The 24,314-nt window shown below is 73.3% G+C and carries 24 protein-coding genes; 5 read left to right on the top strand and 19 right to left on the bottom strand.

The window, feature by feature from the left end; translation table 11 throughout:
- Positions 1-4 precede the first annotated feature (4 nt).
- Entirely contained in the window at positions 5-298 is a 294-nt protein-coding gene (locus tag PV682_RS10450) for a putative quinol monooxygenase (protein ID WP_319726479.1), read from the bottom strand.
- 26 nt (positions 299-324) lie between these two features.
- Here PV682_RS10450 and PV682_RS10445 point away from each other — a divergent pair, with 26 nt between their 5' ends.
- Positions 325-906: a DUF402 domain-containing protein gene (locus PV682_RS10445; protein ID WP_319726477.1), complete on the top strand. Its 582-nt coding sequence runs from the start codon at positions 325-327 to the stop codon at positions 904-906.
- Here the strand turns inward: PV682_RS10445 and PV682_RS10440 are convergent.
- From PV682_RS10440 to PV682_RS10395, 10 genes are all read right to left on the bottom strand, one after another.
- Positions 903-1,997 (bottom strand): iron-containing alcohol dehydrogenase, encoded by a 1,095-nt coding sequence (locus PV682_RS10440; RefSeq protein WP_319726474.1) that lies wholly within the window; start codon positions 1,995-1,997, stop codon positions 903-905. The two genes, PV682_RS10445 and PV682_RS10440, sit on opposite strands and share 4 nt — an antisense overlap.
- Positions 1,998-2,017: 20 nt before the next feature.
- Positions 2,018-3,199 (bottom strand): phosphoglycerate kinase, encoded by a 1,182-nt coding sequence (gene pgk, locus PV682_RS10435; RefSeq protein WP_319726471.1) that lies wholly within the window; start codon positions 3,197-3,199, stop codon positions 2,018-2,020.
- A complete protein-coding gene (gene argC / locus PV682_RS10430) occupies positions 3,189-4,268 on the bottom strand; it encodes an N-acetyl-gamma-glutamyl-phosphate reductase (protein ID WP_319726468.1) in 1,080 nt (359 codons plus the stop codon). Before argC ends, pgk begins: the two co-directional genes overlap by 11 nt.
- On the bottom strand, positions 4,265-5,239 hold the full coding sequence (locus PV682_RS10425) for an NAD(P)-dependent oxidoreductase (protein WP_319726466.1): 975 nt from the start codon (positions 5,237-5,239) through the stop codon (positions 4,265-4,267). The genes argC and PV682_RS10425 overlap by 4 nt, the downstream gene beginning before the upstream one ends.
- 84 nt (positions 5,240-5,323) lie before the next feature.
- Positions 5,324-7,522, bottom strand: coding sequence for an FAD/NAD(P)-binding protein (locus tag PV682_RS10420; protein ID WP_319726463.1), 2,199 nt, complete (start codon positions 7,520-7,522; stop codon positions 5,324-5,326).
- Between the two features lie 100 nt (positions 7,523-7,622).
- A complete protein-coding gene (locus tag PV682_RS10415) occupies positions 7,623-8,732 on the bottom strand; it encodes a pyridoxal-phosphate-dependent aminotransferase family protein (RefSeq protein WP_319726461.1) in 1,110 nt (369 codons plus the stop codon).
- An 81-nt stretch (positions 8,733-8,813) separates the two neighbouring features.
- On the bottom strand, positions 8,814-10,256 hold the full coding sequence (locus PV682_RS10410; RefSeq protein ID WP_319726458.1) for an amino acid kinase family protein: 1,443 nt from the start codon (positions 10,254-10,256) through the stop codon (positions 8,814-8,816).
- Positions 10,253-10,906: a nucleoside/nucleotide kinase family protein gene (locus tag PV682_RS10405; RefSeq protein ID WP_319726457.1), complete on the bottom strand. Its 654-nt coding sequence runs from the start codon at positions 10,904-10,906 to the stop codon at positions 10,253-10,255. The genes PV682_RS10410 and PV682_RS10405 overlap by 4 nt, the downstream gene beginning before the upstream one ends.
- A 19-nt stretch (positions 10,907-10,925) precedes the next feature.
- Positions 10,926-11,918 (bottom strand): nucleotidyltransferase family protein, encoded by a 993-nt coding sequence (locus tag PV682_RS10400; protein ID WP_319726455.1) that lies wholly within the window; start codon positions 11,916-11,918, stop codon positions 10,926-10,928.
- The gene (locus PV682_RS10395; RefSeq protein WP_319726452.1) at positions 11,915-12,997 is read right to left on the bottom strand and encodes a zinc-dependent alcohol dehydrogenase; all 1,083 of its coding nucleotides are present in this window, start codon (positions 12,995-12,997) and stop codon (positions 11,915-11,917) included. Before PV682_RS10395 ends, PV682_RS10400 begins: the two co-directional genes overlap by 4 nt.
- A gap of 489 nt (positions 12,998-13,486) precedes the next feature.
- Here PV682_RS10395 and PV682_RS10390 point away from each other — a divergent pair, with 489 nt between their 5' ends.
- Complete coding sequence (locus PV682_RS10390; RefSeq protein ID WP_319726450.1) at positions 13,487-14,353, top strand: isocitrate lyase/phosphoenolpyruvate mutase family protein; 867 nt, start codon at positions 13,487-13,489, stop codon at positions 14,351-14,353.
- A gap of 115 nt (positions 14,354-14,468) precedes the next feature.
- Here the strand turns inward: PV682_RS10390 and PV682_RS10385 are convergent, their stop codons facing one another.
- The gene (locus tag PV682_RS10385; RefSeq protein WP_319726448.1) at positions 14,469-15,449 is read right to left on the bottom strand and encodes a LysR family transcriptional regulator; all 981 of its coding nucleotides are present in this window, start codon (positions 15,447-15,449) and stop codon (positions 14,469-14,471) included.
- An 87-nt stretch (positions 15,450-15,536) separates the two neighbouring features.
- Here PV682_RS10385 and PV682_RS10380 point away from each other — a divergent pair, with 87 nt between their 5' ends.
- Both PV682_RS10380 and phzG read left to right on the top strand, forming a co-directional pair.
- Entirely contained in the window at positions 15,537-16,760 is a 1,224-nt protein-coding gene (locus PV682_RS10380) for an MFS transporter (RefSeq protein ID WP_319726446.1), read from the top strand.
- A 40-nt stretch (positions 16,761-16,800) separates the two neighbouring features.
- Positions 16,801-17,451, top strand: coding sequence for a phenazine biosynthesis FMN-dependent oxidase PhzG (gene phzG, locus PV682_RS10375; RefSeq protein WP_319726444.1), 651 nt, complete (start codon positions 16,801-16,803; stop codon positions 17,449-17,451).
- A gap of 60 nt (positions 17,452-17,511) precedes the next feature.
- Here phzG and PV682_RS10370 read toward each other — a convergent pair whose 3' ends face one another.
- The 7 genes from PV682_RS10370 to PV682_RS10340 form a co-directional block, all read right to left on the bottom strand.
- Entirely contained in the window at positions 17,512-18,420 is a 909-nt protein-coding gene (locus PV682_RS10370; RefSeq protein ID WP_319726442.1) for an RICIN domain-containing protein, read from the bottom strand.
- A 60-nt stretch (positions 18,421-18,480) separates the two neighbouring features.
- Positions 18,481-19,125, bottom strand: a complete 645-nt coding sequence (locus PV682_RS10365) for a response regulator transcription factor (RefSeq protein ID WP_319726440.1) — start codon at positions 19,123-19,125, stop codon at positions 18,481-18,483.
- A complete protein-coding gene (locus PV682_RS10360) occupies positions 19,113-20,300 on the bottom strand; it encodes a sensor histidine kinase (RefSeq protein ID WP_319726438.1) in 1,188 nt (395 codons plus the stop codon). The genes PV682_RS10365 and PV682_RS10360 overlap by 13 nt, the downstream gene beginning before the upstream one ends.
- Before the next feature lie 79 nt (positions 20,301-20,379).
- The gene (locus PV682_RS10355; RefSeq protein WP_319726436.1) at positions 20,380-20,748 is read right to left on the bottom strand and encodes a GatB/YqeY domain-containing protein; all 369 of its coding nucleotides are present in this window, start codon (positions 20,746-20,748) and stop codon (positions 20,380-20,382) included.
- A 135-nt stretch (positions 20,749-20,883) separates the two neighbouring features.
- Positions 20,884-21,711, bottom strand: a complete 828-nt coding sequence (locus PV682_RS10350; protein WP_319726434.1) for a hypothetical protein — start codon at positions 21,709-21,711, stop codon at positions 20,884-20,886.
- Between the two features lie 162 nt (positions 21,712-21,873).
- Complete coding sequence (locus PV682_RS10345; protein ID WP_319726431.1) at positions 21,874-22,632, bottom strand: SDR family NAD(P)-dependent oxidoreductase; 759 nt, start codon at positions 22,630-22,632, stop codon at positions 21,874-21,876.
- Positions 22,633-22,724: 92 nt separating this feature from the next.
- Positions 22,725-23,711, bottom strand: coding sequence for a Rieske 2Fe-2S domain-containing protein (locus PV682_RS10340; RefSeq protein WP_319726428.1), 987 nt, complete (start codon positions 23,709-23,711; stop codon positions 22,725-22,727).
- Positions 23,712-23,896: 185 nt separating this feature from the next.
- Between PV682_RS10340 and PV682_RS10335 the strand changes: the two genes are divergently transcribed.
- Positions 23,897-24,184: a hypothetical protein gene (locus PV682_RS10335; protein ID WP_319726426.1), complete on the top strand. Its 288-nt coding sequence runs from the start codon at positions 23,897-23,899 to the stop codon at positions 24,182-24,184.
- Positions 24,185-24,314: the final 130 nt, after the last annotated feature.

Genomic DNA, 24,314 nt, shown 5'->3' with positions numbered 1-24,314 from the left:
AGCGTCACGGTGTGAGCGGCACGTACAGATCCCGCTCCCGCACGACCAGATGCGGCAGGAACACGTCGTCGATCAGCCGCCGGTAGTCCGCGCCCGCCAGGCGCTGTTCGAACGCCTCGCGGTCGGCGTAGCGCTCGACGAGGACGAACGAGCGCGGGTCGGACTCGGAGCGGACGACCTCGAAGGAGAGGCAGCCGGGGACGGCGAGGGCGGTCGCCGCCAGGTCCGGCAGGAGGGCGGCGACGTGCTCCTGGGAATCCGCCGTGGTGCGCCAACGGGCCAGCACGACAAGGGACATGGGACGGCTCCCGATAGGGTCGATGTATGGTCAACACGTTCTTCGCGCCGGGGCGGACCATCGTCCGGCGCGAGATGCTCGACGGGCGCGCATGGCTCGTCTACCCGGTCCGGGTCGTGGCGCACGACGCCGACGGACTCGCCGTCTTCACGGCGCAGGGCACCCCCCTCACCTTCGGACAGGGCGAGTTCAGCCTCGGCCCGCACCCCTGGCTGGACATCGGCGACACCTGGCTCTCGCCGGGCGTCCTCCAGCTGGTGCGCCCCGGCGACGGCTACTCGGTCTGGAGCCGGCCCACGGGCGGCTGGTACGTCAACTTCCAGCGCCCCATGCGCCTGACCGCCGACGGCTTCGACACCCTCGACCAGGAACTCGACCTCCTGATCCCGCCCGCCCCCGCGACCCCGCCGTACACGTGGAAGGACGAGGACGAGTTCGCCCACCGCGCCGCCACCGGCGGATTCGCCCCCGGCGAGGCCGAGTCGGTGCGCGCGACCGCAGACCGGGTCGCCGCCCTGGTGGAGAGCGGCGACTGCTGGTGGGACAAGTGGCGCGACTGGCGGGCGCCCGAGCACTGGACGGCCCCCGACAGGGTCCCGCTGCCCTAGTACGACTCCTCGTACAGCATCCGCAGGTACTCGGCGTCCACGTCCGGGCGCGGGTCGTTGTCGAGGTTGCCGCTCACCCCGTCGAGGAGCGCGCCGAGGTCCGCGCGGGACACCCCGTGGTCCCGCAGCCGCGACGCGAGCGAGGTCCGTTCCAGGAACGCGCCGACCGCCTCGCCCACGCTGGAGGTGCCCAGCGCCTGCGCGAGGCGGCCGAAGTCGTCCGGCGCGTGGTGCTCGGTGTGGCGCAGCCAGGCCGGGTAGACGACGGCCAGCCCCCGGCCGTGCGAGATGCCGAGGTCGGGCAGCGCGCCCATGGCCTGCTGGAGCCGGTGCGGCAGGCAGGTGCTGGCGCGGGCGACGTTGATGCCGCCGAGGAGCGCCGCCAGCGAGAGGGCCTCCCGGCCGGAGCGCGAGGCGTCGTCGGCGTGCTCCGTGATCAGCCTCAGGGCCTGGAGCGCCAGGGCCTGGCTGAGCGGGTCGGAGCGGCGCGCCACGAACCCCTCGACGGCGTGCGCGAACGCGTCGAACGCGGTCTCCGTGCGCACGTGCGGCGGAACCGTCGCCGTCAGCTCCGGGTCGATCACGGCGATCCGGGGCGTCAGCGCGTCCCCGCGAATCCCCGAGCGGAAGCGGCGCACGGTGTCGGTGACGATCGCGCCCTTGGTCACCTCGGAACCGCTCCCGGCGGTCGTCGGCACCGCCACGACCGGTACGACCGGGTCGTCCGGAGCCAGCGTCGCCCCGAGCAGCGCGGTCGCCGGGCGGCCGGTGCCCAGGACGGCGGCGACGGCCTTGGCGGCGTCCAGCGGACTGCCCCCGCCGAGCCCCACGACCACGTCGCAGCCGTGCCTGCGGGCCACCTCGGCGGCCTGCTCCACCTCCGCGCAGGTCGGGTTCGGGGACACGCCGTCGAAGTGGACGGCGCCGCCCAGAGAGGCCAAGGCCCGCTCCAGGTAACCGTACTTGCGGCCCGCCGACCGGCCGGTCACCAGCAGCGGACGCCCGCCCAGCTCCCCGGTGAGGGCGCCGAGGCGGTCCAGGGTGCCCGCGCCGAACACGATCCGGGTCGGGATGTCGAGGTCGAAGTGCATGAGACACGTCCTTCACAGGGTCAGGGGAGCGAAGGGGCCCGCAGGGCCCGCAGCACCGCGCAGTCCCCTTCGGCGAGCAGGGTGAGCGCGGAGCCGCCGCCCGTGGACGTCCGGCCCCGCCAGGGGAGCTCGGCGACCGTGTCGCCGCCCAGCAGCAGGGTGTCCGCGCCAGCCAGCACCGGCAGGACCGCGTCCGCCGCCCGCGTGTGCCCGTACACGTACTGGCAGGGCGTGCCCGCCACCACCGCCCGCTCGGCGTAGGTGAGTTCGGCGGCGGCCCACGGCTGGAGGTCGAAGTCGACGACCGCGTGACCGTCGGGCACGTCGGCGGGCAGCGCCAGGGGGCGGGCCGGGCCGGTCGGGTTCCCGGCGGGGTCCGCCGGGGCGACGTACACCGTCGACGGAATGTGGATCAGCGCCTTGCGCGGGCCCTCCAGGACCTCCCGGGCCACCCGGACGCAGCGCTCGGGGTCGGTGCCCAGCCAGGACGCGCCCGTGCGGTGACCGAGGGCCGCGAGCAGGGTGTTGAGGACGACGCCGCCCGGCACGACCACGTCGTAGAAGGCGGCGAGGCCCGCGAGACCGGCGAGGACCTTCTCCGGTTTGCGCCCGCCGAGCACCGCCACCGACCGCCTGCCGTCGCGCACCGCCCACGGCGCCAGCGCCTCCACGTCCCGCACCAGACTCCGCGCCGCCACCCCCGGCAGCAGCCCCAGGAGCCCGGTGTTGGAGGCGTGCGCGCGGTGCGCCTTGGAGAAGCCGCCCACCGCGACCCGGTCCCCGAGCCGCGCGAACGCCCGCGCCAGATCAGGGTCGTTGGCCTCCTCGCCCGGATACTCCCGGGTGTTGCCGAACAGCACGATCTGCCCCGGCGCCATCGCCGCCGCGATCTGCGGCGCCTGGTCGTCCGCGCTGTGCGGGTGATAGGCCACCACCCGGCCCAACTCCCGTGCCAGATAGGCCGCGACATGGGACAGGCCGCGCGCGGTGCCGTCGCGGTGACTGCCCTGGTGGGACAGGACCGCGACCCGCGCACCGGCATCGGCGAGCGCCGCGATGTCCGCCAACTCGCAGTCGATACGCCCGGTGTCGGCGAGCCGCACACCCGTGTTGAACCCGGCCGACAGGATCCACCGCTCCCCGGGCGCCACCGCGCGGCCGGCGAGCCGGGGGACTCCGGCCAGCGGCGCGTCAGAAGCCATACGTCCGCAACCCCGCCGTCTCGTCCAGGCCCAGCATCAGGTTCATGTTCTGGATCGCCGAACCGGCCGCCCCCTTCACGAGGTTGTCCGTCACCGCCACCACCTTCACCGCACCCCGCTGCGCGTCGTGGTCGAGCCCGATGTGGCAGAAGTTCGACCCGGTCACCCCGGCCAGTGTCGGATACCGCCGGTAGTCCTTGTCGGTGAGCCCGCCGCGCGCCGGCCGAGCGTTCACCCGCACGAAGAACTCCCCCTGGTAGCGCGCCTGATACAGATCGAGCAGCGCCTCCCGGCTCACCTCCCCGCGCATCTCGGCCCGTACGGGCACGGTCGCCTGGATGTGGATGCCCCGCGCGAAGTTCCCGTGCGCGGTCGACAGATCGACCACCACACCCCGCCCGAGCTGATCCTCCACCTCGTGCGCGTGCCGGTGCCCCTGAAGGCTGTACGGCAGCAGCGCCGCGAACGCGTTGGGGTGCATGACCTCCGCGCGCGGCTTGTTCCCCGCCCCCGAAGTCCCGTTGATCCCCACCAGGTTGAGCGGCGACGCGGGGTCCGCGATGCCGCTGTCGTAGAGCGGGGCGACGCCCAGGAGCGCGGTGATGACATAGCAGCCGGGGTTCGCGACCAGGCGGGCCTTCGCGATCGCCTCCCGGTGGAACTCGCTGACCCCGTACACGGCTTCGGTGAGCGCCTCCTTCGCCGTGTGCTCGGCGCCGTACGCCCGCGCGTACCGCTCCGGGTCCGCGAAGCGGAAGTCGGCGCTCAGGTCGACCACCCGGGTACCGGCGTCGAGCAGTTCCCCGGCGCGGCGCATGGCCTCGCCGCTCGGCGTGCACAGGAACACCACGTCGAAGTCGCCCGCGCGGGCCGTCACCTCGTCCGGGGTGGTGAACTCCAGGCCGCTGCCCAGGAGATGGGGGTGGACGGACTCCAGGGGCTCGTCCTGGGAGCGGGCCGCCGCCGCGATCTCCACGACGTCCGGATGGTTCAGCAGCAGCCGCAGCATCTCGCCGCCGGTGAACCCGGAGGCGCCGATCACGGCGGCACGGACACGGGACGCGTTCACTTGACGGCCTCCGAGGTCAGGGGACGGGCGAGGACACCGGCGGCGGCGAGTTCCTCGCGCAGCCGGGACACCAGCAGGGTGCCGATGCGGTGCTGCGCGTCGTGCGTGGTCGCCCCGATGTGCGGGGTGAGGACCACGTTGTCCAGCTCGGCGAGCGGTGAGACGCCGCCCTCGACGGCGTGCACGTCCAGCGCGGCGCCCGCGATCACGCCGGCCGACAGGGCCTCGTACAGGGCCTGTTCGTCGACGACACCGCCCCGGGCGACGTTGACGAGGTACGCGTCCGGGCCCATCGCGGCCAGCTCCGGGCCCGAGATCAGGTGCCTGGTCGCGTCGTTGAGGGGCAGCGCCAGGCAGACGACGTCCGACTCCCGCAACAGGCGGTCCAGGGGGACGAGTTCGATGTCCTCGGCGGCGAGTTCCTCCGTACGCCGCGCAGTCGGCGAGGCGACCGAGGCGAGGACCCGCATCCGCAGCGGGCGGGCCAGCTCCGCGAGCCGCGAGCCGATCGGGCCGAGGCCGACCACGCCCAGGGTGTGGCCGCCGAGTTCGGGACCCGCCAGCTCCGGCTTGCGCCACAGGCCGGCGCGGATCTGCCGGTCGGCCAGCGCGAGGTTCCGGGTCACCGACAGGGCCAGGCCCAGGGCGAGTTCGGCGACCGCGTTCGCGGAGACGCCGTGCAGGGTGAAGACCCGGATGCCCAGCTCGCGGGCCACGGCGACGTCGATGTTGTCGGTACCGCTGCCGGCCCGGCCGATCACCCGCAGCCGGGGCGCCGAGCGGATCACCTCCCCGGTCAGCCGTACCCCACTGCGGACCACGACGGCGTCCGGGTCCACCTCCTTCACCAGGGCGGCGAGTTCGTCCTGCGGCGGCTTCAGCCGCACCACCACCTCCAGATCCCGGCCGAGTTCGGCGAGGGCCTCGGGGCGGACGGGGTCCAGGACCAGCAGACGCGGTGTTCGGGCCACGGCGTGGCCTCCTTCGAGTGGGGGGAAACGGGGGGGGGAAGGCCCGTGACGGGGGTGGGGGAACCCGTCACGGGCGGGGCGGCGTCAGGCGCTCGCGGGCACCGGGGCGTCCTGCACACGCGGCCAGAACTCGCGCACCCAGCGCAGCACGTCCTGCATCACATGGTGGTTGCGGTTCGGGCGCAACGCGCCGAGCTGGAAGAACATCACGCCCTCGCTCGGCGGGCCGAGGAACGTCAGCCGCGCGTCCGCCGTACCGTCCTCGCGCACCGGGTGGAAGTCCGCCGTCAGCTCCAGGCCGCCCGGACCGAAGTCCGGCGCCCCGCCCTGCCCCGGGTTCACCCACTTGTGGACCAGCCCGTGCCGCAGCAGCGCCGGATACACCGGCCGTACGTCGTTCTCCGCGTCGAACGGGTGCACCCGCGAGTCCACCAGCACGTCCAGCTCCACGTCCGCGCCGGTCGTCGGGCCCTGCACCCGGAACCTGCCGGTCGCCGCGTCCGTCGTCAGGTCGGCGCCGGGGCCCACCGACACGTCGACCAGGCCCGCGCGGATCGCCGCCCGCACCTTCTCCATGACCTCAAGGGCCGCCCCGTTGCACAGCCGGTTGTGGTGGCGCATGTACACGTCCAGGAAGTTCTGGTGCGAGGCCGCCGTCAGACCGCCGAAGTCCACCGCGTACGCCAGCGTGTCGCGCAGGTCGCGCCAGACGCCGTCGGCCGCCGCCTTCGCCGGGTTCGTCAGGTTGTCCTGCGCCGCCCAGCGGTGGTCCACGTCCAGGAAGTCCAGCAGCGCCGCCCGGTACCCCTCCGCGTCCCGGTGCCCGTCGCGCGGGATCGGCCACAGGGTCCGCTCCCACGAGAACCGGTTGTCCGCCGCGTACGTGCCGTGCCGGTACGGCGACGGCGTCACCGCCACCGCCCGCGCGAACCGAGCCCGGTCCGACCCGGCGAGAGACGCCAGCCGCGCGCCCGAGTCCGGGCCGAACACGACCTCCAGGTAGCGCGGCAGCAGCCCCTTCGGCAACGCGGCGTCCCCGCCGCGCAGTACGGCGTCCAGCGCCTCCACCACCGGGTCGAGGTACCGCTCGACCGCGCCCGACAGCCGGGCCACCGCCTCGGCGGACGACGCGCCCGCGCCCGCGTCCGCGAGGAACGCCTCGTACTCCGGGCGTACCGCCGCCTCCAGCGCGTCCCCGAACTCCGGCCCGAACAGCGTCCGGTAGTACAGCGCCGCCATCTCCAGCACCACGATCGGCAGCACATGCCGCTCGAAGTCCAGCTGCACGCGCGCCAGCCCGCCGATCGTCACCGGCGTCCCGCCCTCCGACACCCGCAGCGCGTCCACCGCCGCCTCCGTCAGGAACACGCCCCGGTGCTCCAGGGCGTCCAGGTCGCGCTCCTTCGCGTTGTACGGGCGCGCGAACGTGAACAGGCCCGAGCGGCTGAACACCGCGATCGACGCCGGCTCGTCGCCCGACGGGACGTACAGCAGCTGGCCGTCACCCCGGTCGACGTACTTCCCGCCCCGCCCTTCCGTCAGGTGCAGGATGATGTCGATGCTGGTCAGGCCCATGCCGAGGCAGCCGACCACCGAACCCGGGCCGGTCGAATCCTCCGGGATGTGCAGCTCCATCGGGTACGCGGACGGCACGAACACCGCGCCGTGCTTCTTCGCGAACGCGTTCCACTTCGCCTGCTTCGGGTAGCGGTCCGGGTCGTTCCACGAGTGGCCGGTGACCATCAGGACGCTGTCCACGTCGTACGCGGCGCCCGGCGCGTCCGTGACGACGGTCAGCCGGCCGCCGCCCTCGGCCGACTCGTGGATGTCGACGACCTCCGCGTGATGCAGGTCGACCTTCACGCCCGCCGAGCGCAGCAGCCTCAGGTACGTCTCGAACTGGTCCTGGAGCGCCTGGCCGTGGACGTAGCGCTTCGGCCAGTCCTCCGCGCTCACGTCGTACAGGGGGTCGCCGGTCGCCCGGAAACGCTCGTGGCACCACTCCAGGAGCGTGGGGCGCAGGGCGGCGGGCAGCAGGGGGCCGGCCTCCTCGACCGTCTCGTCCGCCGCGAACGACACCTGGCCGACGATCCGGTTCAGGAAGCTCGTCGCCGGCTGCTCGGGGCTGTGCACCTGGCCGGCGCCGAACTGGCCCGACGCGTCGAAGATGTGGATGGCCAGCGGGACCTGGCCGTCGGCCGCCTGGGCGAGGGCGGCGAGGCGTTCCAGGGCGTAGGTGCAGCTCGGGCCCGCGCCGACGATGGCTAGGGAGACGAAGGGCATGGTGAACCTCCGGGGTGGGGGGATGGGGGAGTGGGGGTGGCCGTGCGGGTGGGGGACTGCGGCCGGGGTGGGGGTGAGAGGGCTCAGGGCTTGAGCGGGGTCAGGGCTTGAGTTTTTCGACCGCCCGGTCGAACGCCTCCAGGAAGCCCGTCACGTCCGACTCCGTGAGCTGGCCCATGTTGGCCACGCGGAACACGCCCGGGAGCTGCTCCTGGGTGGCGTAGATGACGTAGCCCTCCGCCTTGATCGTGTCGTGCAGGTCCGCGTACGCGATGCCGTGCGGGATGTACACGTTCGTGCAGGAGTTCGCGCGGTGCTCCGGGGGCAGCAGGAACGCGCAGCCGCGCTCCGCGAGGCCCGCGCGGATCAGCTCCGCGAGGCGCAGGTACCGCTTGCCCCGCTCGTCCGCGCCCTCCGCGAGCGAGCGGTCCAGGGCCACCTCGAACGCGGTCAGTACCTGGACCGCCGGGGTGAACGCCGGGACGCCCTTGCCCTCCTGCGACGACCAGTTGCCGTACAGGTCCAGGTAGAAGCCCCGGGCGGGTACGTCCTTCAGCTCCTCGAAACGGTCCCTGCGGCCTGCCACGAAGCTGACGCCGGGCAGGCCCTCCAGGCACTTGTTCGCGGTCGCCACGACCCAGTCGACGTGGTCCGCCACCAGGTCGAAGCGTTCCGAACCCAGGCTGCTGATCGCGTCCACGGCGAGCTGGCGGCCGTGCCGTGCGACGACCTCGCCGATCTCCCGCAGCGGGTTCAGCCGGCCCGTGCTCGTCTCGTGCTGCACCAGGCCGACGTGCGTGAGGCCCGGGTCCGCCGCGAGCGTGCGGTCCAGGACCTCCAGGTCGATCGGGTTCATCCAGCCGAACTCCAGGCGCTGGTGCGGGACGCCGTTCGCGCTGACGATCCGCCACAGGCGCTCGCCGTAGTGGCCGTTGTCCAGGATCAGGATGCGGCCGGCGGGCGGGACGATCGAGGCGAACGCGGCTTCCAGGGCGGCTGTGCCGGAGCCGGTGAAGACGGCGGCCGTGTGGTCCTCGGGGTTGCCTCCCGCTATCTCGGCCGCCTTGCGCCGGGTGCGGGCCAGCAGAGCGAGGGGTTCGGACTCGCGGTGGCACTGGTCGGGGGAGGTCATGCCGGCGCGGACGTCGGGGTGGACGTTGACGGGGCCGGGGTTGAGGAGGGTGAGTTGGGGGAGGGGGGTGGTGGACATGGGGGTGCCTTTCTGGGGGGAAGGGGGAGTCGGTGCTCGTCGGGCGGGCCTGTGGCGGTGGGCGCCGGGTCCGGTGGGGGTCTACGTGTGCGCGTCCGCCGGGGTGCGCCGGGCGATCAGGGTGTGGGGGAGGGCCGGAGGCCAGGCGGCGACGGGTTCGAAGAGGTGCGTCAGCGTCGGCGTGTCCGGGTCGCCCCGCATGATCAGGCACTCGCCGCCCCGGCGGGCGTGGCTCGTGAGGGCGCGGAGTTTGCCGTGCATGGCGTCGCTGGTGTCCCAGCTCGCGGACTCCCACACCAGGTCGTGCGCGGTGCCGGGGGCGTCGGGGTCGACGAAGGGGACCACCTCGGTGCCGGCCGGACCGTCCGCCAGGACCCCGGAGACGTTCGTCAGCGTGACGATCCTGACCCGCCCGAACCCCGCGTCCAGCAGCAGCCCGGGGACATGGTCGCTGCCGAGGATGCGCAGACGTCCGTCCGCCGCGAGGACACAGTCCCCGGAGAGCACGGGTACGGCGCCGGCGTCCAGCAGCTTGCGCAGGACCGTCCGGTCCGCCTCGACCTCCTCGCCCGTACCGGCGCCGACGGTCCGGGGGTCGGCGTCACCGACCCGCCCCGCCGGTCGCCGGTCCCAGGCGAGCGCGGCCACCTGCAACGGCATCGCGGCGACCCCGGCGTCCCGCAGGGCGTTCACCCAGGCCCACTTCACCGTGAAGGTCGCCCGGGTCAGCTCCAGCGCGGTGAACGGATCGTCGGCCCGCAGCTCCCGCACGGCCCCGTGCCCGAACGCCCCGCCCCCGGCCACGAACACCACCCGCCCGGGCCGCTCCCGCACCAGCCCGGCGACCTGCCGCGCGTACCCGGCCAGCGCGTCCGTGTCGATCCCGTCATCGGCCCGCTTGTCGGAGACGAGACTCCCCCCGACCTTGAGGACGAGCAGATCGGGCGCGCCAGCGTCGGACGGGGCGCCGCGGGGTGCTTCGGCTTGGGAGGGAGGGGCTGTGCGGGGTGCTTCGGCTTGGGAGGGGCGGGCTGTGCGGGGTGCTTCAGCTCGGGAGGGAGGGGTTGCGCGGGGCACTTCGGCCGGGCTCGGCAGGCCCGCTGCCGGAGCGTGCAGGGGCGCGCCGGGCCCCTCGTGTCCGCCGGGACGGGCCGAGCCGGGCGTCCCGGCCGGGCCAGGGCGGGACGTGCCGGGCACCTCGGGCGAGCGGGAGCCGACGGCGTCGAGCGCGCTGTTCATGGGGGAGCTGGAGGTGTCGGGCGCCGGGTTCGTGCGGGAGCTGGAGGTGTCGGGCGCCGGGTTTGTGCGGGAGTCGGAGGTGTCGAGCGCGCCGTTCATGGGGGAGCCGGAGGTGTCGGGCGTCGCGTTCGTGCGGGAACCGGAGACGCCGGGCGCCGGGTTCGTGCCGGAAACCGAGGTGGCGCGCCTGCCGTCCGCGCGGAAGCCGGACGTGTCGAGCCGCCCGCCCATGCCGGAGCCGCTCGCGTACGCCGCCCCCTCGCCCTGAGCCCGTCCCGCGTTCACCGGGTCTCCCCGGCCGGAACCCCCGCCAGCCCCGCCGCCTCGCGGACGATGTCCGCGATCTCCTCGACGGGCCGGTCCGCGTCCACCGTCCGCCAGCCGAACCGTGCCGCCCAGTCGTCCAGCACCCGCTGGACGCGGCTCTGGTGGGCGAGGAAGGACGCGCGGGAGCAGGAGGGGTCGCCGCCGCATTCGTAGGGGAGGATCTCCTCACCCTGCTTGCGCTCCCACGCGGTCTCCGGCGCGATGCGCAGGTAGAGAACCTGGTCGCAGGCGGGGAGCCCGGCGCCCACCGACTCGACCCACGCGCGGTCGAGTCCGTGCACGACCTCGACCGCCGCGTGTTTCATCCAGTACCCGTCGAGGAGGGTGACCGTGGCGGGGGCGGGGGCGGGGTCCCGCCCCTGGAGGGCCATGCAGGACGACCAGAGGAAGAAGAGGAAGCGCGCCGGGTTGGGCATCTCGGCGGCGGTGGTGCGGCCCAGCTGGACGTCGGGGCGCAGGAGCCGGGCGGAGGGATAGTGCTGGGGCTCGGCGACGATGTCCCAGCGGTCGGAGCGCCGTACGGGGACGGCGGAGCCGGGCGCGGACGTGAGGAGCCGCGTGACGGTGGACTTGCCCGCACCGTCGGACCCGACGAGGGCGATGAGCATGGGGGGACTCCTAGGGAGGTCAGGCCGTCAGGCGGGCGGTGAGCCCGGGTACGGCGGCCGGCCCGTCGGCGAACGGCGACGGCGTGGAGCCGGGGAACACGAGGGCGGTGAGCCGGGGGACGGCGTCGAGCGCGGGCCACAGCCCGGGCCGGGAGACGAGCGCCTCGGTGAGTGCCCAGTCGGCGTCGTTGAGGCGCGCGGACAGCAGCGCGACGTCGAGGAGCTTGGCCAGCGGAAGGAACCCGCCGTCCGGTTTCCCGTCCAGCAGCGCACGGGCAGGGGTGCTCAACTGCGCCCACAGGTCGACGAGTTGGTCGACGGGATGCAGCTCCCGCGCAGGGGACCCGCAGCGCACGGCCCCGCGTGACCGCTCCAGCACGTCGGCCATCGGCACCTCGGGCAGCCCGAGCGGCGCTTCGGGCAGGGCGGTGCACAAGTCGGCGTAGAACTCGGGGACTTCGGGCCGCAGCCCGGCCTTGCGGTAAGGCAGGAACTCCCCGTCGTCCCCCCGCCCGGGACCCTCGCCCGCGCAGCCGTACGGCACGACCCGGTCCCCGTCGACGGCCAACTCCCCCTGCACATACCCGAGTCGGGTGAGCGCGGCGTGCGCCCGACCGGTGTCCTCGGGGTGCAGCGCGAGATCGAGGTCGCCGATGCGCCGGGCGCCGGGATCGCCGTACACGCCCTCGGCGAGCAGGAACCCCTTGCGGAGCGCGTACCGGACCTGATGGGACGTCAACTCGCGCTGTACGGCGCCGAATTCGTCGGCGAGGGCGAGGTTGCGGGCGCGGTTGGCGACGTACGCGGAGGTCGCCACCCAGGCGTGCGGGAGGGCGCCGACGCCGCGGTCGAGGTGGTGGCGGTGGACGTGCCGGCCGATCAGCGGGAGCAGCTTGTGCCGGGCGGCGGCCTCCAGGAACGCGGCGGGGTCGAGGTCCGGGTCGATGGCGAGGGCGCGGACACGGTCCGGGTCGGGGGTGAGGCCGGCCAGCGCGAGCAGCAGGGTGTTCACGCGGCGCCCCCGATCCGCAGCATCACCTTGCCGGTGGCCGCCGCCGGCGGGCGGTCGAGCACGGACATGGCCTCCTCGATGTCGTCGAGCGGGAAGTGGTGGGTGACCAGCGGGAGCGGGTCGAGGGTGCCGTCCGCGAGCCAGGAGATGACCTGGCGGAAGTCGTCGGGCACGGACAGCGAGGAGAACAGCACCCGGGCCTCGCGCCCGACGAGCGCGTTGAGGTCGGTGGGGACGGGCCCCTCGAAGTAGCTGACGACGACGATGGTCCCGCCGGGCCGTACGGCGGCGACCGCCTGGTCGAGGACGCCGGGGTACCCGGCCGACACGAACACCACCTCCGGCCGCCCGCCGCCGAGTTGACGGGTGATCAGCTCCCCGACCTCGGCGGCATCCGGCGATCCGGTCCGGGCGTCGACGTACCCCGCCGCGCCCGCCGCCTCGGCGAGCCGGGCCTTCGCGGGCCCGGCGTCCACGCAGACGGCCGCGCCGAACCCGGTCCGCCGGGCGGCCAGCAGGCAGCTCAGCCCGATCGTGCCGGACCCGAGGACGGCGACCGTGCGCCCGGCGGCCGGACCGGCGAGGCGGACCGCGTGCAGCCCGATGGACAGCGGCTCCACCAGCGCGCCCGCCACCGGGTCGGTGCCCGGCGGGAGGCGGTGGGTCATGTTGCGGCGCAGCAGGACGTACTGGGCGAAGGAGCCCTGCCAGCCCTCGTGGCTGAGGTTGCGGCGGTCCGTGCACAGGTGGGGGGCGCCGCGCCGGCACTCGGCGCAGGTGTCGCAGGGGGAGAACGCCGCCGAGCAGACCAGGTCGCCGGCCGTGAACTCCCCGTCGTCCGCGCCGGGTCCGCCGCCCACGCGGGTCACCTCGCCGCAGAACTCGTGCCCCAGGACGACGGGCGCCACCTTGTAGGGGTGGGTGCCGCGCCAGGCGGCGAGGTCGGAGCCGCAGATGCCGGACGCCAGGACCCGGACCAGGAGTTCACCGGGGCCGGGCTCGGGCACGTCGAGCCGGGCGTGCGGGTCGAGGACGCGCGGCGCGGTCAGCAGTCCGGCGCGCATGGTGGGGGTGTTCATACGGGCTCAGCTCCCGGTGTGGATACGGGCGGCGACACGGCAGAGACGCACTCGATTCGCTGGTGCAACGCACCAGTGGGGGGATCGGGTCGGTGTCGCGCTGAGTTCCATGATCTTGACGTGGGGTGACGCCTGTCAATGACAAGGGGGCGTTCTTCAGGATTTCCGAAGGCACTCGCCAACGGCCGCCGGGACGAGGAAGGATACGGAAGGTGTCCGGAAGGATGCCGGATGATGAACTTCACGTGAGACCAATCCGGCATCCCTGGCGAAATCCCCGGAAAATCAAGGGGTATGACGGGCCGACGGACGGATCGGCACCCCCGCGGTACGCGGGAACGCCGGCCCCGCCGTACGGCATCGGAAGCGGATCCCCCCCACCTGTTCCGCCCGCCCCGGACACGAGCCGAACGCGCCTCGGGCACCTGCTCCCGCTCCGGGCGGCAGTGTGCACATTGCCTTGGCGAATCACTGACAGAAGGTGTTCCCATGTCCCTGAAGCCCCCCTCAGCCCCTTCCTTCAGGTCCCTCCTGCGGCCCGGCCGGGCCCTGCGGGTGGCCGGCGCGCACAGCGCGCTCGGCGCCGTCCTCGCTGAGCAGGAGGGGTTCGACGCGATCTGGTCGTCGAGCCTGGAGATCTCGGCGTCCCGCTGCCTCCCGGACGCCAGCATCCTGACGATGACGGAGTATCTGGAGGCCGCCGCCCACATGCAGAAGGCGCTCGGCATCCCGGTCGTCGCGGACGCCGACACCGGCTACGGCAACAACCTCAACGTGGCCCACATGGTCCACGAGTTCGAGGACATGGGGATCACCGCCGTCGCCATCGAGGACAAGCTCTTCCCGAAGATCAACAGCTTCGCCGACGGCGACCAGACCCTGCTGTCGACCGAGGCGTTCGTCGCGAAGATCGAGACCGCCAAGCAGGCCCAGCGCGACGACGAGTTCTTCGTCATCGCCCGCACCGAGGCGCTCATCAACGGACTCGGCGTCGACGTGGCGCTGGAGCGCGCCCACGCCTACGCCGACGGCGGCGCCGACGCCGTCCTCATCCACTCCAAGAAGAGCACCAACACCGAGGTCGTCGAGTTCGTCAAGCGCTGGGAGGGACGCCTCCCGGTGGTCGTCGTCCCGACCACCTACCCGGACTGGAACATCGCCGAGGCCGAGGCGATGGGCGTGCAGGTGGTGATCTACGCCAACCAGGGCATGCGGGCCACGATCTCCTCCCTGCGGGAGACCTACCGCTCCATCCGGGATTCCGGCGACACCGTCGCCCTGGAGCCGAAGATCGCCTCCGTGGCCGACATCTTCAAGCTCCAGCGGCTCAAGGAGTGGCAGCAGCTCGGCGCCTGACCCTGGAGGCCGCCCGGCGTCCCGTCGGCCTTCCGCCCCGGAAGGCCGACTGTCTCGCGCGCGGGTCCGAACAATGCGGAACAGATGTCCGTTCGGGCATATTCGGACGCCGCACTCAGGCGGCGCGGTCGCGCCGGATTTCTTTTGCGGAATTCCGCAGGTTTTCCGTATCCGGCAATTTGCCGAGCGGCGGCGGTGGCTGATTCTTCGTGAGCGTCGCGGTCAGCGCCCGGAATGTCTGGACGCTCGGACTGTCGTCGTCACCGCGCCGGGCCAGCACACAGTTTTCCCAGGGCGCGTCGAGTATCGGCACGTACGCCGTTCCCGGCCAGGAGTGATAATGCGTGAACGATTCCACCGTGGTGGCCACCCCCGCCCCGCCCGCGACCGAGCGCAGGGCGTCGTACGGGGTGCGCACCACCGCGGGCGCGCCCTGTCTGACCGGTGTCCCCCCGCGCGCGGGCGCGAAGTAGAAGTAGTCGGCGAACTCCCGGGGCACCTCGGTGACCGGCAGGAACGGCTCGTCCAGCACCTCGTCGACCGAGACCCCCTCGGTGCGCGCGTCCGCCAGCCGCGAGGTGGCGGAGACGATCGCGACCCGGGGCTCGGTCGTCAGGACGTCGTAGCGGATCCGCTCGTCCGTGGGCGCCGGCCGGATGAAGGCGACGTCCACCACCCCGTCCAGCAGCGCCGACTGATGGTCCTGGAAATCGAGCTGGACGACGGAGAGCGGGACGTTCGGGCGCAGGTGCTGGAAAGCGGAGAGCGCGGAGGAGGTCAGCTCCCCCGCGCCGTGGCTCATCACCCCCACCCGCAGCCGGCCGGTGCGCGGCCCGCCGGGCTCCGTCAGATCGGCGAGGTCCTGGCGGGCCGCGTCCAGAGCGCCGAGGAGATGGCGGGCGTGGCCCAGCAGGCGCTGCCCCGCCGGAGTGAGCGAGACGGGTGTGCGGTGGAGTAACCGCACTCCGAAATCGGCCTCCAACTGCTTGATGTGCAGAGTGACCGACGGCGGGGAGAGGTAGAGCTTCTTGGCGGCCTTGCCGAAATGCCCTTCCTCTGCGACTGCCACGAAAGAATTCAGGCGTCGAAGATCCATGCCCGGGATATTAAAGCTTCAAGTTGTATACAACAAGCAGAGCATCGGTGATGGTGGGCTAAAAACTTGGGAAGGGCGGTAATAACCTTGCATACACCAAGGGTTCGAGGGAAAAAGTGGCCGACGGACACCGCGCATTGGCGCAGGGCGGCACTCACTCTCGTCGCGATCGGCTGGACCGCCAACGAGTTCACCGTACTCCTCGACGTCTACCGCCGGCTCCTCGGCCTCCCCCAGAGCACCGTCGTCGGCGCGTTCGTCGTCTACGTCCTCGGCATCGTGCCCGGCATCCTGCTCGGCGGACCGGTCACCGACCGCCTCGGCCGCAAGCGCGTCGTGGTCGCCGCCATCGCCGCCTCCGGACTCTCCTCCCTGACCCTGATGGCGGGCTCCGGGATCACCGTGCTGCTCTTCGCGGGCCGGATGCTCGCCGGGCTCGCCATCGGCGCCGCGATGACCTCCGTCGCCGTATGGGCCCGCGAACTCCACGACCGGGCGGGCGAGGCGGGCGACCCGGACCGGCCCGCCCGCCTCGCCAGCCTCTGCCTGTCCGCCGGATTCGCCCTCAGCGGCCTGACCTCCGCGCTCATCGCGCAGTGGCTGCCGCACCCCCTGCTCCTCGCCTACCTCCCCCAACTCGCCCTGACCGCCCTCGCGTTGGCCGCCGTCGCCCGCCTCCCGGACACCGCGGGACCCCGCGCGGCCCGCCCCGCGAGGCGCGGCGCGTGGCCCGCCGGGAGCGTCCGCCCGTTCCTGCGGTACGTCGTCCCGCTCGCCCCCTGGGTGTTCGCCGCGCCCACCATCGGCTACGTCGTCCTGCCCCACCTCGTCGCGGGCGCGGTCGGCGAACACGCCCTGCTCTACGGCGGGCTCGCGATCCTCGTCACCCCCGGCGGCGGCGTCCTCATGACCCCGCTGGCCCGCCGGCTGGCCGCCCGCGACCCGCTCGCGCCCGCGGTCGCCGGGATGACGACGATCGCCGCCGGACTCGTCGCCGGGAGCTGGGCCGTCCGGCACGAGGACCCGTTCGCCGCGCTCGGCGCCTCCGCCGTCCTCGGCTGCGGATACGGGCTGTGCGCCGTCTACGGGCTCACCCAGACCGCCCGGCTCGCGAGCCCCGACCGGCTCGCCGTCCTCACCGCCGTCTACTGGGCCCTCGCCTACACCGGGTTCGCCGCGCCCTTCGTCTTCGACCTCCTCAACCGCGGCCTGCCCGCCCCCGCCATCCTGCTCACCCTCGCCTCCCTCACCTTCGTGAGCCTCCTGCCGATGATCGGCCGCACCGCCCGCCACCCCGGTCGGGCAGGATGAACCGCACCACGATCCGCCACGCGCAAGGAGCACCCCCCACGTGACCACCTCCCCCCGCAACCAGACGCTCAGCGGAGCCACCGACCTCGACCTCCCCGAGTTCGACACCCCGCCCGCCGACCCGGTCCCCCTGCTCCTCGACTGGCTGGAGAGCGCCGTGAAGCGCGAGGTCCGCGAGCCGTACGCCGCCGTCCTCGCCACCGCCGACGCCGACGGCCGCCCCTCCACGCGCGTCCTGCTCGTCAAGGACGCCGACGCCGCCGGGCTCGTCTTCACCAGCTTCACCGGCAGCCGCAAGGGCGCCGAACTCGCCGCCCGACCCTTCGCCTCCCTCACCTTCTACTGGCGCGAGACCCTCCAGCAGCTCACCGTCACCGGCCCCGTCGAGCAGGTCGGCGCCGCCGAGTCCGACGACCTCTTCGCCCGCCGCCCCCTCGCCGCCCGCGCCACCACCGCCGTCTCCCGCCAGAGCCGCCCCCTCACCGACGAGAACGCCCTGCGCGCCGAGGCGACATCCCTGGTCGCCGCCGGCGCGGACGTCCCCCGCCCCGCCGAGTGGACCGGCTACCGCCTCGTCCCCACCGCCGTCGAGTTCTGGTACGGCAGCCCCGACCGCCTCCACCGGCGCCTGCGCTACGACCGTCCCGGCACCGACCCGGGCACCTGGACGCACGAACGCCTCCAGCCCTGAGCCACTCCGGCGTTGCCCCGGGGCAACGCCGGTCAGCCGGCGGGACGTTCACCCACCCCGTCAGTCCCGCCGGACCAGGAACCGCTGGTCCGCCGAGTCCCCGCACCGCCGTTCCGACGCCTCCGCCCCCTCCTTCGCGTCGGCGACCCCGATGCACCGCCCACTGCTCACCACCCGGAACCGGAAGGCGTCCCCGACCGCCTCCAGCCGCAACAGCGTGCCCTGCGAACAGTCGTTACGGGGCTCCAGCATCCCTTTCACCGGACCGGAGTCCATGACCGCGAGGCACCCCCGCCCCTCCTGCGGATGATGCCACTGGACGCGGTACAGGTTCTCCCCGGCCGGTTCGAGATACGTACGCGGTACGGTCGCCTGCGCGCACGGCAACTGCACCGCGACGGCGCTGGGGTACGCGCCCGCCCGGTCGCGCCCGTCCGTGAGGCAGAGCTCCGGCGTCCGGGCGGGCCGGATGGTGACCCACCCGCTGAGCGCCGCCGCCCGCGCGTCCCCAAAACCGCCGTCGCCGTCGTCGTTGTCGTCGCCGAGCAGCCACCACAGCCCCAGCCCGAGCAACGGGAGCACGCACACGGCGACGAGGATCCCCCCGCGAACCGTGAACCGGCGGGGTGCGGGCCCCAAGGACAACTCCTCGGCGCCTTCGTCCGGTTCGGCGTCCACCGGCGCGACGGCGCCCGAAGCGATCCGCTCCCGCGCCTCCAGCCACACCCCCACCCGCTCCCCGTCCCCGCACGCCCTGATGAACGCGGCGACCACATCGGGCCGGGGCAGGTTCGCGCGCCCCAGCACATCGGCCAGCGTGCTGCGCGCCAGCACGTCCCCGTTGCGGGCCGCCTTCACCTCCAACTCCCGGTAGGTCAGCCCCGACCGCTCCTTCAACAGCCGCATCACCGCCACGAATTCGGCCGGATCCCGGGCTTCGTACGGCGACACATCCCCCATGTCTCTCATGAACGTCATCCTGCTGCGCCCCCGCGAGCGCCGACAACGACGGATCACGCCATGAGCCCGCTAGGCGACGCCCAGGAACCGCAGCACCGCCAGCACCCGCCGGTGGTCCGCGTCCGCCCTCGGGAGGTCCAGCTTCGTGAAGATGCTGTTGATGTGCTTGGCCACGGCGCTCTCGCTGACCACCAACCGCCCCGCGATCCCCGCGTTGGAGCGCCCGCCCGCCATCAGCTCCAGCACCTCGCGCTCGCGCGGCGTGAGCCGGTCGAGGGGATCGCTGTGCCGGCGGGCCAGGAGCTGGGACACGACCTGGGGGTCCAGTGCGGTGCCCCCGGCGGCCACCCGGCGCACCGTGCCCGCGAACTCCTCGACGTCCGCGACGCGTTGCTTGAGGAGGTACCCGATCCCCGTGGTGTGCGCGGAGAGCAGGTCGGCCGCGTACCGCTCCTCCACGTACTGCGACAGCAGCAGGACGGCGGTTTCCGGCCACTGGCGTTTGATCACCAGCGCCGCCCGCACCCCCTCGTCGGTGAAGCCGGGCGGCATCCGCACGTCCACCACCGCGATGTCCGGCCGGTGCTCCCGCACCGCGCCCAACAGGCCCTCGGCGTCGCCCACTTCGGCCGCCACCTCGAACCCGGCCAGCTCCAGGACCTTGACGACCCCGACCCGCAGCAGCACCGAGTCCTCGGCGATCACGGCACGCACGGCAGCTCCACGGTCAGCACGGTCGGCCCTCCCACAGGGCTGTCGAGAGACAGCTTCCCATCCACCGCCGCGACCCGCTTGACCAGCCCCGCGAGGCCGCTCCCGGCCCCGACCCGGGCACCGCCCGCACCGTCGTCGCTGACGACGACCAGCAGCGTCGGCCCGAACCGCTCCACCGACACCTCGGCCCGCGAGGCCTCCGCGTGCTTCACCACGTTCGTCAGCGCCTCCGACACCACGAAATAGGCGACGGACTCGACCGTCGCCGACGGCCGCGCCGACAGCTCCACCCGCACCCGCACCGGGATCGGCGCCCGCCCGGCGAGCCCCGACAGCGCCGCGTCGAGCCCCCGGTCCTCCAGCACCGCCGGATGCAACCCCCTTACCAGCGCCCCGAGTTCTTCGATCGCCTCCTTCGCCTCCCGGTGCGCCTCGTCCAGCACCCGCCGCGCGTCCGGCGACAGCCCGGTGAGCGTCGCCCTCGCGATCCCGAGGTTCACGGCGAGCGACACCAGCCGCTGCTGCGCCCCGTCGTGCAGGTCCCGCTCGATACGCCGCCGCTCGGCGTCCACGGCGTCCACCAGACCCGCCCGGCTCTCGGCCAGCGTGCTCACCCGGCGCGCCAACTGCTCCGTACGGCTCGGCCCGAGCCGCGCCGCGGCGACCCGCTCGTCCAGCCGCGCCAGCGCACCCGACGCCCGGGCGGCGCCGTACAGCAGGGCGAGCCCGGCAGCCGTGAGGTACGCGCCCTGCGCGGTGTAACCGGCGTCGGTGATGCGCCAGCTGGAAGGTACGGCCCAGACCCACACGTAGAACGTGCTCGCGCAGACGGCCGCGCCCCACGCCAGCAGCACACCCACCGCGGCGAACGTCAGCAGCGGGCCGGCCAGCAAGTGGTACGCGACCTGCCGTCGCCCGGTACGCGCCGCCGGGATCTCCACCCCGAGCCGCGCCCGGAACCGCGCGCGCTGCGCCTTCGTCAGCACCGGCACGGCCGACAGCACCGCCGGGAACGGCACGAGCACCGCGAGGAGCACCGCCCACACCGTCGTCGGCCGGAAGAAGATCCAGGGCAGCGCCAGGATCACGAGTACGCCGAGGTGGATCGGCAGACCGGCGGCATGGAACGCGGCCGAGGCCGGCGCGAAGCGGCGCAGACGAGCGGTGAGGTGCATGCCGTCACCGTAGAACCCGAGGTCAGACCCGGTCCATGGCGGCAGCGCCCGCTTCCGGGGTGCACCTGGCACCACCCCGTCACGGCGTTCGGGGACCACCACCCGCGGCAGGCTCCAGGAACCGCAGCAGCACCCGGGCCTCGGCCCGCAACCGCTCCGCGTGCGCGGTCCCCTCCACCTGCCCCGCCGCCCCGAGCCGCTCCTCGACCTCCCCGCGCACGATCCGTACGACGTCCCCCTCACCCAACTCCCGCCGCTCGGCCTCCGTCGCCCCGGCCCCCACCGGCACCGCCTCGATCGCCTGCCCCCGCAGCAGCGACGCGTCCACCGGCACCGCCTCCGCGTTGTCGAGCGCGGCCAGCGTCGCCCGCAACACACTCACGGCGACCTTGTCGCGCGCACGCATGGCATCGGGAAGAGCCTGACGGAGAAGATCACGAAGAGCCATGCCCGGACCCTACGAGCCCGCCCGGGGCCTCACAACCGGATTGTCCGCGCCGGTCACTACGCTCGACAGCAGCCGACCGGGCGAGGAGCAGGGCTCATGAGACCACCTCCGCTCCTGTCGGCCCCCGCCGCTCGCCTACGCGCCGAAGAACTCCGTGAGCCCCCGCGCCGAATCCGCCGCCACCGTCACGTTCGCGACGCCCACCACCAGCACGGCGAACACGAGGACCGTGCCGAGTCCGCCGAACGCCGCCAGCAGACGCCGGGTGCGCCGATCACCGGCGCTCGCGAACCGCCGCCACAGCACCACGCTCGCGACGACCAGCCCCACTGCCAGAACCCCGGCGATCACGGCCATCGACACGTGGTACCGGGCGTTGTCGCTGACCATCTCCGCGAGCGCGGGCGAGGCGCTGTGCGGGTCCGCGGCCAGCTGCGCCCTGACCTGGGCCAACGTTCCGCCCAACTCCCCGCCCCGGGTGCCGACCGGCAACATCGTGAGCGCGGAGGTGAACGGCGCGACCGCGCCCTGCACATTGACCGCCGCGACGACAAGCGAGAGCAGCCCGAGACCGGTGACGGCGGCCCCCGCCACGGCCAGCGCACCCCTCCGCGCCCCCTCACTCCGCAGAAACGCCCGCCACACCACCACCCCGAGCGCGACCAGCACCCCCAACAAGGCCGAGGCGATGAGCGCCTTGGCGACATGGAACCGGAACCAGTACGCGACGACCTCCCCCATCCCCGACGAGTAGTCCCCGCTCCCGGCACCCCAGTACCGCACGAACCCCTCCCGCACGGCCCCCACCAGCACCCGCTGATCGGCGAACCCGCCCTGCGACCCGTCGTCGGCCACCAGATGCGGCCCGAAGTACACGCCGGGAACAAGCAACACGGCGACGGGCACGAGCACACGGCCCCGCAGAAAACCGGACGACGAGGGCACCAGGGCGTTACTGGACAAGGCGATTCCTAAGTCATGGGAGGACAACAGTCATTGGGGGACAACAGTCATTGGGAGACAACCCCTCTCACCCTGCCGCACCCACCCCCGTTGATCACTGCGGCCGGCCACCCACTCGTACCGGGGGTTTGCCCTACCTCCGGGAGCCGGCGGAGACTCCGGTCACCACCCCGGCCGAGCGCTCACACCCCCGTCCACCGGAAGGTCCACCCCCGTGATCCAGGACGCCGCGTCGGACGCGAGGAACACGCACGCCGCCCCGATGTCGGCCGGGGTGCCGAGGCGGTGCAGGGGAGCCGCCGTGTGCCAGCGGGTGACGCCCTCGGGCCAGGTGTCCGTGAGGCCGGGGCGGTCGATGAGGCCGGGGGAGACGGTGTTGACGCGGATGCCGAGGGGGCCGTATTCGAGGGCGGCGGCGCGGGCGTGCATGATCAGGGCCGCTTTGGAGGCGCTGTAGTGGGTGTGGCCGGGGGAGGGGCGGGTGCCTTCGACGGAGGCGATGTGGATGATGCTGCCTCCGCCGCGGGGGGCCATCAATGTCGCCGCTTCCTGCGTGCAGGTGAACGCACTGGTGACGTTGGCCTGTTGGAGCTCCTGCCAGTCGGCCACGGTCAGCTCCGCCAGGGCCTTCACCGGCTGGATCCCCGCGTTGTTGACGAGCACGTCGAGCCGCCCCCGCCACTCCGCCGCCTCCCGGACGACCCGCCGGCACTCCTCCTCGCACGTGAGATCCCCGTTCACCACGACCGCGTCCCCGATCTCCCGCGCCAACTCCTCGGCGAGCCCCACTGCTCGACGGCAGTGCAGCACCACCGAGGCCCCCGCACCGGCGAGTTGACGGGCGATGCCCTGCCCGATGCCACCACTGGCCCCGGTCACGAGGGCGATACGGCCGGCCAGCGGCCCGGACGTGTCGGTCACGGCGTTCCTTCCCCACGACGAGCGGCGAGTCGAGATCCCCATACTGGTACGCCGCCGCCGCGCCGACTCCGAGCCGCGCCGCACGCCGTGACTCAGACCGGCGGATAGAACTGCGCGTACCACCGCCGCAACGCCCGGATGCCCTGCTCGTGCGGCAACAGCACCGGCCGCGCCAGATGCACCTTGTGATCCCAGATCCGCACCTCGTCCCGCACCTCGCCCAGCGCCTGCGTACGGAACACCAGCTTCAACAGCGGCGTCAGGAAGGGGAGTCGGCGCGGCTTGCGGACGTAGTACAGCATCCGCAGCTCACTGGTCCGCTCGTCGACGGGCGTGCTCAGCGCGATGGCCGTCAGCGACAGCACCGGCCCTTCCGTACGGACGACCATGACCCCCGGCCCGTACATGAACGCGTCGAAGCTGTTGTCGATGTCCCACCGCAGCACCCGCCGCCCGATCCGCCCCCGCGCCTGAGCGAACGGCCCGTCCTCGCTCCACTCCTGCGCCAGCGGTTCCGGCTGGCCGTGGATGAAGTGGAAGTGCGACTCGTCGACGATGTTCTCCCGCATCTCCTGCACGTGCACGCGGGCCCGGCAGGTGTCCTCGACCGGCGCCGCGTACCCCCGGTCGGAGGTCTCCGGGATCTCCGGCACCTCCCACTCGGGCTCAGCCGGCCCGACGTACACGAACACCAGCCCGCTGTGCTCCCGCACCGCAAACCCGCCCAGCGACACCTTCGGCACCCGCGCCGCGAACGGCGCCCGCACGCACCGCCCGTCCGCCCCGAACCGCCACCCGTGGAACGGACACTCCACTGTCCCCTCCACGACCTTCCCGCCCGCCCCCAGATGCGCCCCGTAATGCGGACAGTGCGCGTCGAGCACCGCGGCCCGCCCGTCAGCTCCGCGGAACGCGATCAGCGCCCGCCCGAAGTAGTGCAGACTCACCACCCGCCCGGCCCGTAACTCCTTGCCGCGCGCCACCGCGTACCACCCGTACGGCACGCTCGGCATCGGATACGCGTCCGCCCGGGGATCGCGCGGAAGCTGGGTCAGGTCGTCACTGCGCCGTGATCGCATGCGGCGATGTTAACGGCCCTGGACGATTCAACTACCCCTTAGTGCAAGGGAGTTGGCGAAAACACGCGAGCGGTGACCTGTCGCCGAAGGTGACGAAACGGCCCCGCTGGGTAGGCTCAGCGCGACGGAGTGACGACGTGACGGCGCGACGACGCGACGCGCGACCACAGGAAGGGCGGACCCCCGTGACCGACGGCCCCGAACGCGAGATGGCCACCGTCAGGATCCCCAAGGACGCGATCGAACCCTTCGTCGCCGCCCTCCAGGTCGGCATGGCCGCCATGGTCGAGGACGCGGGCGGCATCGAGTGGTACTACCCGATGGGCCAATGGGACCAGGAACACGTGGAGTTCGCCCTGGTCCCGGACGCGGACGCGGTCATGGTCCGCATGTCCTCGGACCGGGCCCACACGATCGTGCTGCCGATGGACAAGTGGCACGAACTGAGGGGGCAGGTGGCGCTGCCGGAGTGAGTGGGGGACAGCGCCGGACCGCACCGCCGCCGACCTCATCAGGGGCAAGGCGTGGAAGCCGGCCAACGCCCGCACCCCGCGCCGCCGTCCGCGTCCGGGACGCCTCCCCGAAGCGAATTCTCCGGCATGC

Source organism: Streptomyces niveiscabiei (assembly GCF_033794345.1).
Lineage (GTDB): Bacteria > Actinomycetota > Actinomycetes > Streptomycetales > Streptomycetaceae > Streptomyces > Streptomyces niveiscabiei.
This window is presented reverse-complemented; position numbering and strand designations above follow the sequence as displayed.

Bases quoted from the DNA above. Each gene is read 5' to 3' on its own strand.
- PV682_RS10450 (WP_319726479.1), bottom strand. From the start codon at position 298: ATGTCCCTTGTCGTGCTGGCCCGTTGGCGCACCACGGCGGATTCCCAG.
- PV682_RS10445 (WP_319726477.1), top strand. From the start codon at position 325: ATGGTCAACACGTTCTTCGCGCCGGGGCGGACCATCGTCCGGCGCGAG.
- PV682_RS10440 (WP_319726474.1), bottom strand. From the start codon at position 1,997: ATGCACTTCGACCTCGACATCCCGACCCGGATCGTGTTCGGCGCGGGC.
- pgk (WP_319726471.1), bottom strand. From the start codon at position 3,199: ATGGCTTCTGACGCGCCGCTGGCCGGAGTCCCCCGGCTCGCCGGCCGC.
- PV682_RS10420 (WP_319726463.1), bottom strand. From the start codon at position 7,522: ATGCCCTTCGTCTCCCTAGCCATCGTCGGCGCGGGCCCGAGCTGCACC.
- PV682_RS10415 (WP_319726461.1), bottom strand. From the start codon at position 8,732: ATGTCCACCACCCCCCTCCCCCAACTCACCCTCCTCAACCCCGGCCCC.
- PV682_RS10405 (WP_319726457.1), bottom strand. From the start codon at position 10,906: ATGCTCATCGCCCTCGTCGGGTCCGACGGTGCGGGCAAGTCCACCGTC.
- PV682_RS10395 (WP_319726452.1), bottom strand. From the start codon at position 12,997: ATGAACACCCCCACCATGCGCGCCGGACTGCTGACCGCGCCGCGCGTC.
- PV682_RS10390 (WP_319726450.1), top strand. From the start codon at position 13,487: ATGTCCCTGAAGCCCCCCTCAGCCCCTTCCTTCAGGTCCCTCCTGCGG.
- PV682_RS10385 (WP_319726448.1), bottom strand. From the start codon at position 15,449: ATGGATCTTCGACGCCTGAATTCTTTCGTGGCAGTCGCAGAGGAAGGG.
- PV682_RS10370 (WP_319726442.1), bottom strand. From the start codon at position 18,420: ATGAGAGACATGGGGGATGTGTCGCCGTACGAAGCCCGGGATCCGGCC.
- PV682_RS10360 (WP_319726438.1), bottom strand. From the start codon at position 20,300: ATGCACCTCACCGCTCGTCTGCGCCGCTTCGCGCCGGCCTCGGCCGCG.
- PV682_RS10355 (WP_319726436.1), bottom strand. From the start codon at position 20,748: ATGGCTCTTCGTGATCTTCTCCGTCAGGCTCTTCCCGATGCCATGCGT.
- PV682_RS10340 (WP_319726428.1), bottom strand. From the start codon at position 23,711: ATGCGATCACGGCGCAGTGACGACCTGACCCAGCTTCCGCGCGATCCC.